Origin of the sequence: Paracoccus aminophilus JCM 7686, from assembly GCF_000444995.1 — a bacterium.
Lineage (GTDB): Bacteria > Pseudomonadota > Alphaproteobacteria > Rhodobacterales > Rhodobacteraceae > Paracoccus > Paracoccus aminophilus.
In genome coordinates, this window is the sequence record NC_022041.1 from 301,256 (window position 1) to 317,272 (window position 16,017).

Annotated in this window: 20 protein-coding genes; 7 read left to right on the forward strand and 13 right to left on the reverse strand. The window is 63.9% G+C overall.

Annotation, left to right across the window (positions count from 1 at the left end):
• Positions 1–12: 12 nt before the first annotated feature.
• The gene (cobA, locus tag JCM7686_RS01520) at positions 13–786 is read right to left on the reverse strand and encodes a uroporphyrinogen-III C-methyltransferase (RefSeq protein WP_020949104.1); all 774 of its coding nucleotides are present in this window, start codon (positions 784–786) and stop codon (positions 13–15) included.
• Positions 787–920: 134 nt separating this feature from the next.
• On the opposite strand from cobA, the gene JCM7686_RS01525 reads away from it, so the two are divergent.
• The 5 genes from JCM7686_RS01525 to plsY are packed head-to-tail and all read left to right on the forward strand — an operon-like array spanning position 921 to position 4,923.
• The gene (locus JCM7686_RS01525) at positions 921–1,880 is read left to right on the forward strand and encodes an aspartate carbamoyltransferase catalytic subunit (protein ID WP_020949105.1); all 960 of its coding nucleotides are present in this window, start codon (positions 921–923) and stop codon (positions 1,878–1,880) included.
• Complete coding sequence (locus JCM7686_RS01530) at positions 1,877–2,557, forward strand: hypothetical protein (RefSeq protein ID WP_020949106.1); 681 nt, start codon at positions 1,877–1,879, stop codon at positions 2,555–2,557. The genes JCM7686_RS01525 and JCM7686_RS01530 overlap by 4 nt, the downstream gene beginning before the upstream one ends.
• Positions 2,550–3,074 (forward strand): hypothetical protein, encoded by a 525-nt coding sequence (locus tag JCM7686_RS01535; RefSeq protein WP_020949107.1) that lies wholly within the window; start codon positions 2,550–2,552, stop codon positions 3,072–3,074. Before JCM7686_RS01530 ends, JCM7686_RS01535 begins: the two co-directional genes overlap by 8 nt.
• A complete protein-coding gene (gene pyrC / locus JCM7686_RS01540; RefSeq protein WP_020949108.1) occupies positions 3,071–4,342 on the forward strand; it encodes a dihydroorotase in 1,272 nt (423 codons plus the stop codon). The genes JCM7686_RS01535 and pyrC overlap by 4 nt, the downstream gene beginning before the upstream one ends.
• Complete coding sequence (gene plsY / locus JCM7686_RS01545) at positions 4,339–4,923, forward strand: glycerol-3-phosphate 1-O-acyltransferase PlsY (RefSeq protein WP_020949109.1); 585 nt, start codon at positions 4,339–4,341, stop codon at positions 4,921–4,923. The genes pyrC and plsY overlap by 4 nt, the downstream gene beginning before the upstream one ends.
• 76 nt (positions 4,924–4,999) lie before the next feature.
• Here plsY and JCM7686_RS01550 read toward each other — a convergent pair whose 3' ends face one another.
• The 7 genes from JCM7686_RS01550 to JCM7686_RS01580 form a co-directional block, all read right to left on the reverse strand.
• Positions 5,000–5,875, reverse strand: a complete 876-nt coding sequence (locus JCM7686_RS01550; RefSeq protein WP_020949110.1) for a 3-hydroxybutyryl-CoA dehydrogenase — start codon at positions 5,873–5,875, stop codon at positions 5,000–5,002.
• A gap of 190 nt (positions 5,876–6,065) precedes the next feature.
• On the reverse strand, positions 6,066–6,992 hold the full coding sequence (locus JCM7686_RS01555) for an electron transfer flavoprotein subunit alpha/FixB family protein (RefSeq protein ID WP_020949111.1): 927 nt from the start codon (positions 6,990–6,992) through the stop codon (positions 6,066–6,068).
• Positions 6,992–7,750 (reverse strand): electron transfer flavoprotein subunit beta/FixA family protein, encoded by a 759-nt coding sequence (locus JCM7686_RS01560; protein ID WP_020949112.1) that lies wholly within the window; start codon positions 7,748–7,750, stop codon positions 6,992–6,994. Before JCM7686_RS01560 ends, JCM7686_RS01555 begins: the two co-directional genes overlap by 1 nt.
• 119 nt (positions 7,751–7,869) lie before the next feature.
• Positions 7,870–8,442, reverse strand: a complete 573-nt coding sequence (locus tag JCM7686_RS01565) for a cob(I)yrinic acid a,c-diamide adenosyltransferase (RefSeq protein WP_020949113.1) — start codon at positions 8,440–8,442, stop codon at positions 7,870–7,872.
• On the reverse strand, positions 8,442–8,642 hold the full coding sequence (locus tag JCM7686_RS01570) for a twin transmembrane helix small protein (protein ID WP_020949114.1): 201 nt from the start codon (positions 8,640–8,642) through the stop codon (positions 8,442–8,444). Before JCM7686_RS01570 ends, JCM7686_RS01565 begins: the two co-directional genes overlap by 1 nt.
• A gap of 9 nt (positions 8,643–8,651) precedes the next feature.
• Positions 8,652–9,473: an SDR family NAD(P)-dependent oxidoreductase gene (locus tag JCM7686_RS01575; RefSeq protein ID WP_020949115.1), complete on the reverse strand. Its 822-nt coding sequence runs from the start codon at positions 9,471–9,473 to the stop codon at positions 8,652–8,654.
• Positions 9,470–9,661 carry a hypothetical protein gene (locus tag JCM7686_RS01580; RefSeq protein ID WP_041527050.1) on the reverse strand — a complete coding sequence of 64 codons (192 nt, stop codon included), beginning with the start codon at positions 9,659–9,661 and terminating at the stop codon, positions 9,470–9,472. The genes JCM7686_RS01575 and JCM7686_RS01580 overlap by 4 nt, the downstream gene beginning before the upstream one ends.
• A gap of 183 nt (positions 9,662–9,844) precedes the next feature.
• On the opposite strand from JCM7686_RS01580, the gene parC reads away from it, so the two are divergent.
• Positions 9,845–12,073: a DNA topoisomerase IV subunit A gene (parC, locus tag JCM7686_RS01585; RefSeq protein ID WP_041527051.1), complete on the forward strand. Its 2,229-nt coding sequence runs from the start codon at positions 9,845–9,847 to the stop codon at positions 12,071–12,073.
• 78 nt (positions 12,074–12,151) lie between these two features.
• Here the strand turns inward: parC and JCM7686_RS01590 are convergent, their stop codons facing one another.
• From JCM7686_RS01590 to leuD, 5 genes are all read right to left on the reverse strand, one after another.
• The gene (locus JCM7686_RS01590) at positions 12,152–12,343 is read right to left on the reverse strand and encodes a hypothetical protein (protein ID WP_041527052.1); all 192 of its coding nucleotides are present in this window, start codon (positions 12,341–12,343) and stop codon (positions 12,152–12,154) included.
• Between the two features lie 118 nt (positions 12,344–12,461).
• Positions 12,462–13,073 carry a cytochrome b/b6 domain-containing protein gene (locus JCM7686_RS01595; protein ID WP_020949117.1) on the reverse strand — a complete coding sequence of 204 codons (612 nt, stop codon included), beginning with the start codon at positions 13,071–13,073 and terminating at the stop codon, positions 12,462–12,464.
• Positions 13,073–13,525 (reverse strand): c-type cytochrome, encoded by a 453-nt coding sequence (locus JCM7686_RS01600; RefSeq protein ID WP_020949118.1) that lies wholly within the window; start codon positions 13,523–13,525, stop codon positions 13,073–13,075. The genes JCM7686_RS01595 and JCM7686_RS01600 overlap by 1 nt, the downstream gene beginning before the upstream one ends.
• Before the next feature lie 130 nt (positions 13,526–13,655).
• Positions 13,656–14,717, reverse strand: coding sequence for an endonuclease/exonuclease/phosphatase family protein (locus tag JCM7686_RS01605; protein WP_236635863.1), 1,062 nt, complete (start codon positions 14,715–14,717; stop codon positions 13,656–13,658).
• Positions 14,718–14,719: 2 nt separating this feature from the next.
• Entirely contained in the window at positions 14,720–15,325 is a 606-nt protein-coding gene (gene leuD, locus JCM7686_RS01610) for a 3-isopropylmalate dehydratase small subunit (RefSeq protein WP_020949120.1), read from the reverse strand.
• 99 nt (positions 15,326–15,424) lie between these two features.
• Here leuD and JCM7686_RS01615 point away from each other — a divergent pair, with 99 nt between their 5' ends.
• Positions 15,425–16,015, forward strand: coding sequence for a hypothetical protein (locus JCM7686_RS01615; protein ID WP_041527493.1), 591 nt, complete (start codon positions 15,425–15,427; stop codon positions 16,013–16,015).
• Positions 16,016–16,017: the final 2 nt, after the last annotated feature.

Consider the following 16,017-nt stretch of genomic DNA (forward strand, 5'->3'; position numbering starts at 1 on the left):
CCAGAATACGCCTCAGCTTGCGGAAGGCAACCGTTGAGCATGGCCGGGAAGATCGGCCAAGGGGCCGTAAAAGATCAGCGCGGGATGGGGGCTTGGCCCTTCGGCGGCCAAAAGGGCGGCGAGCTCTGCCACAGTCAGACGCAAGATGCGCTGATGGGGATGGCCGACGGCCTCGGCCAGAAGCGCGGGCGTGGTCGGGGGCAGGCCGCGCGCGATCAGCTCGGCCGCCATGGCGGGGAAGGTGCGCTGGCCCATGAAGACCGCCGTCGTCGCCGCCGGATCGGCCAGAGCGGCCCAGTTCTGGTTCTCGGGTAGATCGCCGGTGACATCCGCCCCGGTGACGAATTGCAGCCGCCGCGAGGTCAGCCGCCGCGTCAGCGGAATGCCCGCCGCCGCCGCCGCCGCCAAGGCAGAGGGCACGCCCGGCACGATCTCGAAGGCGACATCGGCGGCGAGAAGCGCGGTGATCTCTTCTTCGAGCCGCCCGAAAATCCCGGCATCGCCCGATTTCAGCCGCACCACGCGGCGCCCGGCCTGCGCATGTTCGACCAGCAGCGAATTGACCTCGTCCTGCCGCGCCGAGGGGCGCCCGGCGCGTTTGCCGACGCTGATCAGCTCGGCCCCCGGGCCTGCCTGCTCGAGAATCGGACCGGCGGCCAAGGCGTCGTAAAGCACGACATCGGCCTCGGCCAGACGGCGCACGGCGCGGACGGTCAGCAGCTCGGGGTCGCCGGGACCCGAAGACACGAAAGAGACAAAGCCAGAGGCAGGGCGCAGATCACTCATGCCAAATCCGTGATCGAAATGCCGCGCTGATGCAAGTCGAATAGGAGGCGGCTCACAGAGAAGGACCAGCCGCGACTTGCCCGCGAGAGCGTCATTTGCGATAGAGAGCGGAACCGCACCGGGGGACCCATACCATGTTTCGCGCCCGCCACCTTCTGGGGATCGAACCGCTCGCCCCGGCCGAGATCACCACGCTTCTTGATCTGGCCGAGACCTATGTCGAGCTGAACCGCCGCACCGTCAAACGCTCGGATGCTTTGGCGGGGATGACGCAGATCAACCTGTTCTTTGAAAATTCGACCCGGACCCAATCCAGTTTCGAGCTGGCGGGCAAGCGTCTGGGCGCCGATGTGATGAATATGGATGTCGCCCATTCCAGCGTGAAGAAGGGCGAGACGCTGATCGACACCGCGCTGACGCTGAATGCGATGCATCCCGACCTTTTGGTCGTGCGCCATCCGCAATCGGGCGCGGTCGATCTTCTGGCGCAAAAGGTCAATTGCGCGGTCCTGAACGCGGGCGACGGGCGGCACGAGCATCCGACGCAAGCGCTGCTCGATGCGCTGACCATCCGCCGCGCCAAGGGGAGGCTGCACCGCCTGACCGTCGCGATCTGCGGCGACATCGCCCATAGCCGGGTTGCGCGCTCGAACATGCTGCTCTTGGGCAAGATGGAGGCCCGTCTGCGCCTTGTCGGCCCCGCGACCCTGATGCCCTCCGGCGCGCGCGAGCTGGGTGTCGAGGTTTACGAGGACATGCGTGAGGGGCTGAAGGGCGCCGATGTGGTGATGATGCTGCGCTTGCAGAAAGAGCGCATGGATGGCGGTTTCATCCCCTCGGAGCGCGAATATTACCACCGCTGGGGGCTCGACGCCGAAAAGCTGGCGCTCGCCGCGCCCGATGCCATCGTCATGCATCCCGGCCCGATGAATCGCGGTGTCGAAATCGACGGCACGATTGCCGATGACATCAATCATTCGGTGATCCGCGATCAGGTCGAGATGGGGGTCGCCGTGCGCATGGCCGCGATGGACCTTCTCGCCCGCAACCTGCGCGCCGAGCGTGGCCGCGCCGCCTCTGGGGTCATGGCTTGAGCCAGACCCGCTCCTCCTCTGGCCCCTCGGCTGGCCCCGTCATGGGCGTCAGCGCCCCGGGCCTTGGTCCGACGCCGGAGGATTGGGCGCTGATGCTCGAGCCGGGCGAGACCATGCTCTGGTGGGGGCGACCGCTGTCGGAGGGGCGCGCAGATAGCGGCACCCGGATCCTGACGCTGATCGGCGGGCTGTTCTTTCTGATTGGTGCGCTCTTCACACCAATCGGGATCTTGGCCGATGCAGAGCTCATGTTCCGGCTGATCTTTTCCGGGCTCGGCCTGATCTTCGCGATCACCGGCGCGGGGCTTTTGATCGTGCCGCGTCTCCAGCGCCGCCGCCGCGCCGCGCTGACGCAATATGCGCTTTCCGATCGGCGCGCTTTGGTCTTTGACGGTGAAACCTTTCAGAACTGGCCGATCCAGCCCGGAATGCGTCTGGACTATCAGCCGGGTCAGCCCGGCTCGCTGATCTTTGGCGAAGAGCGTCAGGCGCTGATGGTCAACGACCGCCCGACCTACCGCCCTTGCGGGTTTCTCAATATCGCCGATGCCGCTCAGGTGCTCGGCCAGATCCGCGCGCTTCAGGCCAATCAGCTTCAGGCCAACCAGCTTCAGCGGACCGGCGCCGCGCCCGAAAACCCGCCCAAGACCGATCAGGACGAGACCCATTATGGCTGACGCACCCGGCTGGCAGGGCCTTCTCGACGACGGCGAACAGATCCTGTGGCAGGGCCGTCCGTCCAGCCGGATCGATTGGCTGGATGGCGACTGGCGCTCTGCGCTCATGGGTCTGGTCATGGTCGCCTTCGCGCTGTTCTGGATGTTTCAGGCCGCGAAATCCGGGACGGGCATGTGGGTCTTCGGGATGCTGTTTCTCGTGATCGGCCTGCGCACCGCTTTGTCCGAAAACGTCCTGCCCGCCTATATCCGCTCGCGCAGCTGGTACACGCTGACGAACCGCCGCGCGATTGTTGCGACCGATATGCCGGTGCGCGGCCGCAGGCTCGCCTCCTTTCCCATCACCGCCGCGACGCCGGTGGTGCTCGAGCCCGGCGACCCCGGTTCGATCTTTTTCGGCCCGCTCGCGCTTTCCGAACGGAAGGGCGAGGGCTTTCTGCTGATACCCGAGGCCGACAAGGTCATGCGGATCATCCGCAAGATCCAATCCGGCGAAGAGACGAAAGACGCGCCATGATCCAGCATTTCCACAATGTCCGCCTGATCGACCCCGAAAGCCAGACCGACGCGCCCGGCAGCCTGACCCTCGCCGATGGGCTGATCGTGGCGCGCGACGAGGAGGCACCCGCCGAGGCCCGGATCATCGACGGCGGCGGCAAATGCCTCGCGCCTGGGCTGATCGACTGGGGCGTCAAGATCGGCGAGCCGGGCGAGCGCCACAAGGAAAGCTTCCGCTCGGCCGGGCTCGCAGCGGCGGCAGGCGGGGTCACCACGGTGATCGCGCGCGCCGATACTCTGCCCGCGATCGACGACCCCGAGGCGCTCGAATTCGCCACCCGCCGCGCCGCCGATGCCCCGGTCCATATCCGTCATATGGCTGCGCTGACCCGGGGCCGCGAGGGCCGCGAAATGGTCGAGATGAGCTTTCTGCAGGACGCGGGCGCGGTGGCCTTCAGCGATGGCGTGCGCGTGGTGCCCGAAACCCGGCTGCTCTCGCGCTGCATGACCTATGCCAAAGGGCTCAATGCGCTGATCATCGGCCATCCGCAGGACCGCAGCCTCTCGCAAGGCGCAGTGGCGACCTCGGGCAAATTCGCCTCGCTCTACGGGCTCTCGGCGGTCTCGCCGCAGGCCGAGGTCATGGGGCTCGACCGCGATCTTAGCCTGGTGCGGATGACCGGCTGCCGCTGGCATGCCGATCAGATCACGGTCGCGGCGAGCCTGCCTGCGCTGCGCCGCGCCAAGGAGGAACGCCTCGACGTGACCGCGGGCACCTCGATCCACCACCTGACACTCAATGAATTCGACATCGGCGGCTATCGGACCTTCTTCCGCTTCACGCCGCCCCTGCGCGCCGAGGACGACCGTCTCGCCATGATTGAGGCGGTGGCCGAGGGGCTGATCGACGTGATCGCGAGCTTCCACACCCCGCAGGACGAGGAATCCAAACGCCTCCCCTTCGCCGAGGCGGCACCGGGTGCGGTCGGGCTGCAAACCCTGCTGCCGGCGGCGATGCGGCTCTATCATCAAGGCGGGCTCACGCTGCCGCAGCTCTGGCGCGCGATGTCGCTCAACCCCGCCCGCCGCCTCGGTCTGGCCGCAGGCCGGCTGAGCCTCGGCGCCCCCGCTGATCTGGTGCTCTTCGACCCCGACGCGCCGTTCATCCTCGACCGTTTCAAGCTCCTGTCGAAATCGAAGAATACCCCCTTTGACGGCGCGCGCATGGAGGGCAAGGTGCTTGGCACCTGGGTCGCGGGAACCCAGGTCTTCGGAGAACACGCATGACCCTCATCCTCTGGGCCGCGATCGGCTACCTGCTCGGCTCGATCCCCTTCGGCCTCGTCATCACCCGCGCGCTGGGTCTGGGCGATCTGAGACAAATCGGCTCGGGCAATATCGGCGCGACCAATGTGCTGAGAACCGGCAACAAGGGTGCCGCTCTGGCGACGCTCCTGCTCGATTCCGGCAAGGGCGCGATCGCCGTCCTGCTCGCACGCTGGCTCGCCGGTCCCGAGGCCGCGCTCTTCGCCGGGGCCGCCGCCTTCCTCGGCCATCTCTTCCCGGTCTGGCTGGGCTTCAAGGGCGGCAAGGGCGTCGCGACCTTCCTCGGCACGCTGCTCGCACTCGACTGGCGGGTCTGCCTCGCCGCCTGCGCGATCTGGTTGGTCACTGCGGCGCTTTTGCGGATCTCATCGCTCTCGGCGCTGGTCGCCGCAGCCATTGCCCCGATTGTCGCGCTGTGGCTCGATGGCTGGCCGCTCGCTTTGACGACGGCGCTGATGTCGGTGCTGATCTATATCCGCCACCACGCGAATATCGCGCGCCTGATTGCCGGGACCGAGCCCCGGATCGGCAAGAAGGGCTGATTTCTTCATCACCCAAATACCCAAATGAAAGGGCGCGCCAAAGGCGCGCCCTAGGACATTCGAGCGGGTCGCACGCTCAGCGCGTCGGAACCGGAACCTCGCCCGAGTAATCGTAGAAGCCGCGCCCGGTCTTGCGGCCAAGCCAGCCAGCCTCGACATATTTCGTCAGCAGCGGGCAGGGGCGATATTTGGTATCGGCGAGCCCTTCATGCAGCACGTTCATGATCGCAAGGCAGGTGTCGAGACCGATGAAATCGGCCAGCTCGAGCGGGCCCATCGGATGGTTCGCCCCAAGCTTCATCGATTCGTCGATCGACTTGACCGAGCCCACGCCCTCATAAAGCGTATAGACCGCCTCGTTGATCATCGGCATCAGGATGCGGTTGACGATGAAGGCCGGGAAATCCTCGGCGCTGGCGGCGGTCTTGCCAATCTTCTCGACGACCTCGTGCAACTGACGATAGGTGTCTTCATCGGTGGCGATGCCGCGAATGAGCTCGACAAGCTGCATCACCGGCACCGGATTCATGAAGTGGAACCCCATGAACTTGTTCGGGCGGTCGGTGCGGCTGGCGAGCCGGGTGATCGAGATCGACGAGGTGTTCGAGGTCAGGATCGTCGAGGGTTTGAGATGCGGGACGAGATCCTCGAAAATCGCCTGTTTGACGGTCTCGCGCTCGGTTGCGGCCTCGATCACCAGATCGCATTGACCGAGATCGGAAAGCTGCAGCGTCGTCGAGATCCGCTTGAGCGCGGCGTCTTTATCCGCAGCGGTGATCTTGTCGCGGCTCACCTGGCGGTCGAGATTGCGCCCGATCAGCCCCACGGCCTTGTTGAGCGAATCGCTTGAGATATCGGTGATCAGCACATCATAGCCGGCGAGCGCGAAAACATGGGCAATGCCATTCCCCATCTGTCCTGCGCCGATTACGCCCACTGATTGAATCGCCATGTCTCATCCTTTCGTCGATCAGCGCGGACGATAGGCGCAAGCGCCCTCGTACTACAATGACAAAACTGCCCGTGGGTTGCGGGCAGTTTCGATCTTTTTCGATGAGGGGCGCTGCCCCTCGGCGCGTTGCGCCTCACCCCGGGGTATTTCTCGTGATGAAGAAAGCCGGGGCGAGGGGAGGTTTTGCCGATCAGACCTTGCTGGTCAGTTCGGGAACAACCTGGAAGAGATCGCCGACGAGGCCGAAATCCGCGATCTGGAAGATCGGGGCTTCTTCGTCCTTGTTGATCGCGACGATGACTTTCGAGTCCTTCATCCCTGCAAGGTGCTGGATCGCGCCCGAGATGCCGATGGCGACATAAAGCTCGGGGGCGACAACCTTGCCGGTCTGGCCGACCTGCCAGTCGTTCGGGGCATAGCCCGAGTCGACTGCGGCGCGCGAGGCACCAACCGCTGCGCCGAGTTTGTCGGCGAGCTGCTCGATGATCGCGAAGTTTTCCTTCGAGCCAAGCGCGCGGCCACCCGAGACGACTTTGCCGGCCGAGGTGAGTTCCGGGCGGTCGGATTTCGCGACCTCATCGGCGACCCAGGACGAGAGGCCCGGATCGGCGGCGGCAGCGGTTGCCTCGACCGGGGCCGAGTTGCCGTCTGCGGCGGCGTCGAAGCTGGCGGTGCGGACCGTCAGGACTTTTTTGCCATCCGAGGACTTCACCGTCTGGATCGCGTTGCCGGCATAGATCGGGCGTTCGAACGTGTCGGCATCGACAACTTTCGAGACATCCGGGATCACCATGACATCCAGAAGCGCCGCGACGCGGGGCAGGACGTTTTTGGCATCCGTGGTCGAGGGCGCCACGATATGGCTGTAATTGCCCGCGAGGCTCACGATCAGCGCTGCGGTCGGCTCGGCCAGACGGTGGCCATAGAGCGCGTCCTCGGCGAGCAGCACTTTCGAGACGCCGGCAATTTTCGCGGCTTCTTCGGCGGCGGCTTTGGCGGAGGCGCCTGCGGCCAGAACCGTCACATCGCCAAGGCCCTTGACCGCATTGACCGCTTTCGCGGTCGCGTCGTGGTTCAGCTCGCCATTGGTGACTTCTGCAAGAAGGAGAACGGCCATCAGATCACCCCTGCTTCTTTGAGTTTCGAGACCAGCTCATCAACCGAGCCGACCTTGATCCCGGCCTTGCGGCCTTCGGGTTCGCGGGTCGAGACGACGGTCAGGCGCGGGGTGACATCGACGCCGTAGTCGGCGGCGGTCTTTTCATCCAGCGGCTTTTTCTTCGCCTTCATGATGTTCGGGAGCGACGCATAGCGCGGCTCGTTCAGGCGCAGGTCGGCGGTGACGATGGCCGGAAGCTTGACCTCGATCGTTTGCAGACCGCCGTCGACTTCGCGCGTGACTTTCGCTTTGTCACCCTCGATTTCGAGCTTCGAGGCAAAGGCCGCCTGGCCCCAGCCCAAGAGCGCCGAGAGCATCTGGCCGGTCGCGTTCATGTCGTTGTCGATCGCCTGTTTGCCAGCGATGACCAGACCCGGCTGTTCCTGATCGACCACGGCTTTCAGGATTTTGGCAACCGCAAGGGGCTCGATGTCTTGATGGACATCATCGGCGGCGACCACGAGGATCGCGCGATCCGCGCCCATCGCCAGAGCCGTGCGCAGCGTTTCCGCCGCCTGCTTGACCCCGATCGAGACGACCACAACCTCTTCAGCCTTTCCGGCCTCTTTCAGACGGATCGCTTCCTCAACCGCGATCTCGTCGAAGGGGTTCATGGACATCTTTACGTTCGCAAGATCAACACCCGAACCGTCGGCCTTCACCCGGGCCTTCACGTTGTAGTCGATCACGCGCTTGACTGGCACGAGAACCTTCATCGGCTCCTCTCCCTTGATTTGCGTCATGTCGAGAGATTTGTTAGCGGGACTGTACAGGCTTGCACAGAGTAAAAGCGACCATCCCCTGTCGGGAACGACGCTTTGGCGAAATGTTATGGCTAACGACTGCCGCCGGGCACCCAGAGCACGTCGTCATGGCCGTCGTTATTCGCGATCCGGCCTGCGACGAACATCCAGTCTGACAGCCGGTTGAGATATTTCACTGCGGCCGGGTTGGCATCCTCGGTTTCGGCGAGGGCGGTGGCGGCGCGCTCGGCGCGGCGGGCGACCGTGCGGCACAGATGAAGATGGGCCGCGAGCACCGAGCCGCCGGGCAGGATGAAGCTGCGCAAAGGCGTCAGCCGGGCATTCATCACGTCGATTTCCGCCTCAAGCCGGTCGACCTGGCTGTCGATGATGCGCAAAACCGGATAGGGCGCGTCGGCATCTTCCTGCATCCGGGGGCGCGACAGATCGGCGCCGAGGTCGAAAAGGTCGTTCTGGATCGTCGCGATCTGGCCCGCAAGCTCACCCGTGGCATGAAGCCGGGCCAGCCCGAGCGTCGCATTGAGCTCGTCCACAGTGCCATAGGCATCGACCCGGGCCGAGTGTTTCGCGACACGCTCGCCATTCGACAGAGCAGTTTCGCCCTTGTCGCCGGTGCGGGTGTAGATCTTGTTGAGAACGACCATCAAAGCCCCCTCGACCACAGATAGGTCATCATAATGACAATGGCGATCGCTTGGGCGATCAGGCGCCAGCGCATCAGGCGGTTGCCATTGCGGCGGTTGAATTCTCCGCCTTTTGCAAAGCCTCCGACCCCGGTCATCAGAACGGCGAGGACGACAAGGCAGGAAAAGGCGGCGAGGTAGAATAGGGGATCTTTATGCATCTGACAGACCTAGCTTCGGCGTGCGAACCAGTCCAGAGCGCGCGTCGACAGGATGCGGCGCCCGATGCCGGACAAATAAGTGGGCGTGGTCACATAATAGCGAGCACGCGGATGGGCGCTTTCCAGCGCCTGCGCAATCTTTTCACTAACCGCGCGCGGAGGCAATTCAAATCGGTCCTTCTTGGCGGCGGGCTGGTACAGCCGTTTGAGCAGCGTCGCGCGGTATTGTTCGCGGCGCGGGCTGTTTTCCCAATCAATCCAACGCTCGAAATGGGGGATTGATTTGAGCCGGATGTCGGTGCCGATCGGGCCGGGCTCGATCAGCACGATCTTGATCGGCGTATCGGCCATTTCGAGGCGCAAGATATCGGTCAGCCCCTCCAGCGCGAATTTCGTCGCGGCATAGGCGCCGCGCCACGGCACGCCGACCAGACCGAGGACCGAGCTGATGGTAACGACGCGGCCCTCTCCGATCTCGCGAAATTGCGGGATCAGGCGGCGGGTCAGGTCATGGGTGCCAAAGAGATTGGTCTCGAAGATCTCGCGCAGGCCGCCGCGTGGCAGGTCTTCGACCGCGCCGGGCAGGGCATAGGCGCCGTTGTTCACCAGCGCATGGACCGGCCCCAAGGACAGCGCATGGGCGACGCCGTCGGCTACGCTGGTGTCCGAGGCGAGATCGAGTGCGAAGCTTTCCAAGCCCTCGGCGCGCAGGGTGGCGGCATCCTCCTCGCGCCGGCAGGTGGCGAGAACGTGCCAGCCGCGGGCTTTCAGCAGATGCGCGGCATCCCGCCCGATCCCGGACGAGCAGCCGGTCAGAAGCGCAGTCTTCATTTCTCGCTCGAAACCCGCAGGATGTGCATATTCGCATGGTTGGGGTTGTCGGATGCGGAAAAGCCGTAGCTGGACAGGGTCGGGGTGCTGGCAGGCGTCATCACACGTTCGCGGTTGAATTCAGGAGCATTTGCCAGCGCGACTACAATGAAAAGGCCGATCAGGGTCAACAAGATAACGCGATACATCAACAAACTCCGTCATTTCGCCTGAGTGCCAGCGCCGGGCGAGGGTGTGGCGGCCCAGACGGGCCTTTCATCACAAACCCGCCCCAGCCGGGCTTTGTTCCATCAGCAGATATTGGACCTTGGTCGCCCTCCGGCGAAAAATCCCGCTGGACCGAAGCGCGGCCCGGCCCTATTCACGAGCCTATGTCAGACGATCCGAACCGCCCCGAAGGCGAGACCGAGAACACCGTTTCCGAACAGCTGTCGCGCGCCATTGGCGAGCGCTACCTGACCTATGCGCTCTCGACGATCATGAACCGCGCGCTGCCCGATGCGCGTGACGGTCTGAAGCCGGTGCATCGGCGCATTCTCTATGCGATGCGCGAGCTTCGGCTGTCGGCAACCGGTCCGTTCCGGAAATCGGCGAAGATCTCGGGCGATGTCATGGGCAATTATCACCCCCATGGCGACAGTGCGATTTATGATGCGATGGCGCGCCTCGCCCAGCCTTTCGTCATGCGCTACCCGCTGGTCGATGGTCAGGGCAACTTCGGCAATATCGACGGCGACAACCCGGCCGCCTCGCGCTACACCGAGGCGCGTCTGACCGCTGCCGCCGAGGCCCTGCTGGAAGGGCTCGCGGAAGATGCCGTCGATATGCGCGCGAACTATGACGGCACGCTTGAAGAGCCGGTGGTGCTGGCGGCGGCTTTCCCGAACCTGCTCTGCAACGGCGCTTCGGGGATTGCGGTCGGCATGGCCACGAACGTGCCGCCTCATAACCTCCATGAAGTCGTCGATGCCTGTCTGCATCTGATCAAGGCCCCCGATGCGCGCGACGAGACGCTGATCTCGATCATGCCGGGCCCCGATTTCCCGACCGGCGGCGTGCTGGTCGAAAGCCGCGATGTCATTGCCGAGGCCTACCGCACCGGACGCGGCAGCCTGCGCCTGCGCGCGCGATGGGCGGTCGAGGATCTGGGGCGCGGCCAATGGCAGATCGTCGTCACCGAGATCCCCTATCAGGTCGCGAAATCCAAGCTGATCGAGCGTCTGGCCGAGCTTATCCAGATCAAGAAGGTCCCGATTCTCGCCGATGTCCGCGACGAATCGGCGGAAGACATCCGCATCGTGCTGGAGCCCAAGACCCGCGCGGTCGATCCCGAGCAGCTGATGGCGGCGCTCTTCCGCACCTCGGATCTCGAAGTGCGATTCGGGCTGAACATGAACGTGCTGATCGACGGACGGATGCCCAAGGTCTGCTCGCTGAAAGAGGTCCTGCGCGCCTTCCTCGACCACCGCCGCGAGGTTCTGGTCCGGCGCTCGAACTTCCGGCTCGCCAAGATTGCGGCCCGGCTCGAGGTGCTCGAAGGCTATATGATCGCCTTCCTCAATCTCGACCGCGTTATCGAGATCATCCGTTACGAGGAGGATCCGAAAGGGGTGATGGTCGCCGAGTTCAAGCTGACCGAGGTGCAGGTCGAGGCGATCTTGAACATGCGCCTGCGCGCCTTGCGCCGCCTCGAGGAAATGGAGCTGCGCGACGAGCAGAGCCGCCTTCTCGACGAACGCGCGGGGCTCGAAGGAATGCTCGCCGACGAAAGCCTGCAATGGGCCGAGATCTCGAACCAGCTGCGCGACGTGCGCAAGCAATTCGGGAAATCCGCGCCCGGCGGCCAGCGCCGCACCGAGATCGCTGAGGCCGAGGATGTCGGCCCGATCGACATGGATTCGATGATCGAGCGCGAGCCGATCACCGTGATCTTGTCGAAAATGGGCTGGATTCGCGCGATGAAGGGCCATCAGCCGCTCGATGCCGAGATCAAGTTCAAAGATGGCGACGGCCCGTTCATGGCCTTCCATGCCGAGACCACCGACAAGCTGATGGTCTATGGCGCGAATGGCCGCTTCTACACGCTGATCGGCGCGAACCTGCCAGGCGGGCGCGGCATGGGCGAGCCTTTGCGCCTGATGATCGACCTGCCGAATGACGCCGCTGTCATCGACATGTTCGCCTGGCGCGACGGCGTGAAATATCTGGTTGCCTCGAAAGAGGGCGATGGCTTCATCGTCGGTGCCGCCGATATTCTGGCGCAGACCCGCGCGGGCAAGCAGGTGCTGAACGGCGAGGCGCTGCTTTGCAAGGTCGTGTCGGGCGATCACGTCGCGGTCGTCGGCGAGAACCGCAAGGTGCTGGTCTTCCCGCTCGACGAGCTGCCGGAAATGGCGCGCGGCAAGGGTGTGCGGCTTCAGAAGTTCAAGGACGGCGGGCTCTCGGATGCGAGCTTCATCACCTTGGCCGCGGGGCTATCGTGGAAAGACCCGGCGGGGCGGACCCGGCGCGAAGAAGATCTGACCGAATGGCTGGGCAAGCGCGGCACGGCGGGCCGGATGGCACCGCGCGGCTTCCCGCAGGACAACAAGTTCAACTGATCTTTGCCCTTATGGGCGTTGAAAACGAAGGCGCGGGGAAGCTTTTCCACCGCGCCTTTTCTTTTGGGAATGGCCCGCTCAGTTCGAGCTGGTGAAGGGCATTCTCAGCCCCGAGGTTTTGGTCGACGGCTTGAAGATCGGGCTTTCGCTGCTCGGCGCAGAGATCGAGGATTGCTCAAGCGAACCCTTCTTCGCGCCGCTGCAGGCAAGGGCCGGGACGGCGGTCAAGGCCGTCACGGTCAGGGCAACGGCGAGGGTCTTCATCTTCATGGACAGGCTCCTTCGGGTTGCGGACCCGCAGGGCAGGCGCCCCTTGGGTCGGTGGATCGAAGTCTTCAGTCTGACACGGGCAGGCCATCGGATCAATTCCGCCTGCCCGGATCGGGGATCAGTCGCGCTTGACGTCTTTCCAGCCGGTGAGCATCGGTTTGACCAGATCCTCACGCTTCCAGAAGCAGTAATAAAGGATCACCGCCAGATGCAGCAGCACGAGGACCAGTATGACCGAGCCGCCAAGCTCGTGCAGGCCGACCGCCTTGGACCGTGTGGCCGAGCTGACATAGCTCGCGAGCGGGCCGACGTTGATATAATCGTCGGGGTCAGAGATCAGCCCGGTCGTGACCTGCGCGATCAGCGCGGCCAGCATGGCAATGACCGAGAGCGCGCCAAGCGGGTTGTGACCGGGCCAATGGCTCGGCTCCCGCGCCAGAAAGCCGCGCGCATAGGTCAGCACCGTGCCCGGCCCGCGCAAGAAGGTGGAAAACCGCGCCGGTTTCGGCCCGAGAAAGCCCCAGATCAGGCGGAAGGCCAGAAGACCGATCACGACATAGCCGCACCAGAAATGCAGCGTCATTTTCAGCGGGCCGAACTGGCCCAGACACCAGGCGGCAATGACGAAAAACGCCAAAAGCCAGTGAAACCCGCGCAAAAGCGGGTCCCAAAGGCGGATCTTCTGGCGCTCGTCCGGGCCGGGACCCGCGTTGGGACCCAGATCGGGCATCACTGTTTCTCGCGATAGGCGTCGTGGCAGGCCTTGCAGGCAGCGCCAAGCTTGCCGAGGACCGGCCCGACATTGGCCTGCCCGCCCTTGACCGCCTCTGAGGCACCGGTCGCGGCTTCGCCGAGGGCGGCATATTTCGCCTTGAAATCGTCCATATTGGCCCAGATCTCGGATTTCGCGGCAGTGTTCTTCACGTCTTTGAGCGACGAGCCTTCGACGAAATGCATCGGCAGCGTGTATTTGGTCAGAGCCTCGATATTGGCCGCCGAGGTCGAGGCCAGCATCTCATCATAGGCGATCTCGCCCTTTGCCATGCCCGCAAGCGGCGCCATATTGGCCCCCAGCATCTCGAAAAAGCCTTGCCGGGCTTTCACATTGTCTTCGATCTTGTCATCGGCAAACGCCATGAACGGCAGGGCAATCAGGGTCGCGGTGGTCAGGATAAGACGCATTGGCTGTCCTCTTTGTCGGGGATGGCTGGATCAGCTTGAAGCGTTGCACAGGGTTTTCGGCGGCGCAACCACGCGCGCCGCGCACACGCAAAACTGTGATCGCAAAGGAGATTCGCGTCCGCGTCTTGCCCTAGGGCCAGTCGAGGTCCAGCCAGACCAGCCGGTGGCGCGAGGCCAGCGCGACGGTCTCGGCAACGGGATCGTCCGGCGTGGGCCAGAGCACGGCCGAATCGCGCACCCGCAAGCCGGGGGCGGGCAGCACGACATCGACGCGCAGATTGCCCGCCTTGTCGGGACGCCATTGCGCGGTGTCTTGCGCCGGATCGCCGCGGTGGCTGGCGTTGACGCCGGTTTGCGGCGCAAGCCTGCCGCCCTCGCTGACCGGAGCGGGGTCCTGCACCTGCGCCAGCAGCGCGGTGATCGCCTCATGTGCGCCGTCACCGTCCAGCGGGTCGAGATTGGTGTCGCCCAGCACGACGAAAGGCGCCTCGGGCAGGTGCTGCAACCAGAAAGCGGTCTCATCATGGTTGCGGCGGCGGTTGCGGTCCTTATGGCCAAAGACCGGGGGCGAGGCAGAATAAGCCAAAAGATGCAAGGGCTTGCCCGCGACGATCACCGGCACATCCCAATGCGCCACCGAAGAGAGGCGCTGGACCGCGCTGATCTCGGCGGGCAGGTCCGGCATCCGGTTGCCCGGCAGATCTCGCCAGAGAAAGGCGCTGTAATCAGTGATCTCGCCGAAAGGATGGCGCGAGAGCAGCGCCATGCCGCTTTGGCCGGAAAACGAGCCATAGCCCTGCGCATCATCCGCCGTGCCCAGCCGCCCGTTCTGGTCGAGATCGAGCCCGGTCGCCATACCGCTGTTCGGGCGCGCGGCGAACAGATGGGGATAATCCGCGCCCGCCTTGGCCAGCTGGGCCTGAAGCTCTTTCAACGCCAGCAGGTCACGGTCCCAGTCCATCCCGGTCAAGAGCAGGATGTCAGGATCGGCCCGCGCGATCACCGCAACCACCGCCCCAATCTGCTTGTCCTTGCCGCTAAGCAGATCGCGGTAAAGCAGTCCCGGCCCGTCTCGGGTCAGGTCGGGCGTATAAGTGGCGATTCGCAGCCGCTCGGCCCAAGCGGGGCTCGATGCGCAAAGGGCGACGCCAAGCGCCGCCCCGACCGAAAGGATGCGAGACCGCCAGGTCAAGCTCAGACCCAGGGACGGCTTTGCGCCATCTGGCCTTCGAAGCTGTCGATCTTCGAGGATTTTTCGAGGGTCAGGCCAATGTCATCGAGACCGTTGATCAGGCAATGCTTGCGGAACGGATCCATCTCGAAGGCGAAGCTTTGGCCGTCCGACGTAGTGACCTGCTGATTCTCGAGATCAACCGTCATGCGAGCATTGGCACCTTTGCGGGCGTCCTCCATCAGCACGTCGACGGCTTCTTTCGGCAGAATGATCGGCAGAATGCCGTTCTTGAAGCAGTTATTGTAGAAAATATCCGCGAAGCTTGTCGAGATCACCGCGCGGATGCCGAAGTCGAGCAGCGCCCAAGGCGCATGTTCGCGCGACGAGCCGCAGCCGAAATTGTCACCGGCGACGATGATCTGGCTGTCGCGATAGGCGGGCTGGTTCAACACGAAATCAGGCACTTCCTGCCCATCGGGGGTAAAGCGCATCTCGTCGAACAGGTTCTTGCCAAGGCCGGAGCGATGGATCGTTTTCAGGAACTGCTTGGGGATGATCATATCGGTGTCGATATTGACCAGGGGCATGGGGGCGGCAATACCGGTCAGTGTGGTAAACTTGTCCATATTAGTCCTCACGGTTTGGGTTGGCGGCGTTCACGTCTGTGTGCATATTAGACATGAACTGTGCCGAACTCTTTTTCTGGTGTCTCTATGGTTGAAACGATGACCCCCGCAACGTGGTGGGGATGTATTGGTTATGGCTGGACGCCGGAGATCGGCGATCCGAATATCTGGGGATGGCTGACCGTGCTGTCCTATCTGATCTGCTGCGGGCTTTCCCTTGCCGCAGCGGGGCGATTGCGGGGCCGAGGCGGACGCGGCCTGTGGTGCACGATATCGGGGCTGATGCTTTTTCTCGGCATCAATAAGCAGTTGGATCTGCAAACGGCGTTGACCGATACCGGCCGCTGCCTTGCCCATCTTCAGGAATGGTATGAAGGGCGTCAGCTGATCCAGATGCTGTTCATTGGCGGTCTCTTCGTGATCATTTCGGCGATCTTCGCGCTGGCGCTGGCCAATATGCGCGGCAAGCTGCGCGCGAATCTGTTGGCGTTTCTCGGCCTGTTCGTTCTGCTGACCTTCGTGATGGTGCGCGCTGTGGGCTTCCATCATATGGATGCCCTTATCAGCGCCCAGATCGCGAGCGTCTCGCTGAACTTCGTGTTCGAGAACGTCGGACTGCTCATGATCGCTGCCAATGCCGTCGCCATCCTGCGAGCAACCGCGCCAGAGCGGCGCGGTCAGCCCGCCTGAGG

Coding starts and splice junctions, on each gene's coding strand:
- JCM7686_RS01595 (WP_020949117.1), bottom strand. CDS start 13,073: ATGCCCGATCTGGGTCCCAACGCGGGTCCCGGCCCGGACGAGCGCCAG.
- cobA (WP_020949104.1), bottom strand. CDS start 786: ATGAGTGATCTGCGCCCTGCCTCTGGCTTTGTCTCTTTCGTGTCTTCG.
- JCM7686_RS01555 (WP_020949111.1), bottom strand. CDS start 6,992: ATGGCCGTTCTCCTTCTTGCAGAAGTCACCAATGGCGAGCTGAACCAC.
- JCM7686_RS01525 (WP_020949105.1), top strand. CDS start 921: ATGTTTCGCGCCCGCCACCTTCTGGGGATCGAACCGCTCGCCCCGGCC.
- JCM7686_RS01565 (WP_020949113.1), bottom strand. CDS start 8,442: ATGGTCGTTCTCAACAAGATCTACACCCGCACCGGCGACAAGGGCGAA.
- JCM7686_RS01615 (WP_041527493.1), top strand. CDS start 15,425: ATGACCCCCGCAACGTGGTGGGGATGTATTGGTTATGGCTGGACGCCG.
- parC (WP_041527051.1), top strand. CDS start 9,845: ATGTCAGACGATCCGAACCGCCCCGAAGGCGAGACCGAGAACACCGTT.
- plsY (WP_020949109.1), top strand. CDS start 4,339: ATGACCCTCATCCTCTGGGCCGCGATCGGCTACCTGCTCGGCTCGATC.
- pyrC (WP_020949108.1), top strand. CDS start 3,071: ATGATCCAGCATTTCCACAATGTCCGCCTGATCGACCCCGAAAGCCAG.
- leuD (WP_020949120.1), bottom strand. CDS start 15,325: ATGGACAAGTTTACCACACTGACCGGTATTGCCGCCCCCATGCCCCTG.
- JCM7686_RS01550 (WP_020949110.1), bottom strand. CDS start 5,875: ATGGCGATTCAATCAGTGGGCGTAATCGGCGCAGGACAGATGGGGAAT.
- JCM7686_RS01560 (WP_020949112.1), bottom strand. CDS start 7,750: ATGAAGGTTCTCGTGCCAGTCAAGCGCGTGATCGACTACAACGTGAAG.
- JCM7686_RS01590 (WP_041527052.1), bottom strand. CDS start 12,343: ATGAAGATGAAGACCCTCGCCGTTGCCCTGACCGTGACGGCCTTGACC.
- JCM7686_RS01580 (WP_041527050.1), bottom strand. CDS start 9,661: ATGTATCGCGTTATCTTGTTGACCCTGATCGGCCTTTTCATTGTAGTC.
- JCM7686_RS01600 (WP_020949118.1), bottom strand. CDS start 13,525: ATGCGTCTTATCCTGACCACCGCGACCCTGATTGCCCTGCCGTTCATG.
- JCM7686_RS01570 (WP_020949114.1), bottom strand. CDS start 8,642: ATGCATAAAGATCCCCTATTCTACCTCGCCGCCTTTTCCTGCCTTGTC.
- JCM7686_RS01535 (WP_020949107.1), top strand. CDS start 2,550: ATGGCTGACGCACCCGGCTGGCAGGGCCTTCTCGACGACGGCGAACAG.
- JCM7686_RS01575 (WP_020949115.1), bottom strand. CDS start 9,473: ATGAAGACTGCGCTTCTGACCGGCTGCTCGTCCGGGATCGGGCGGGAT.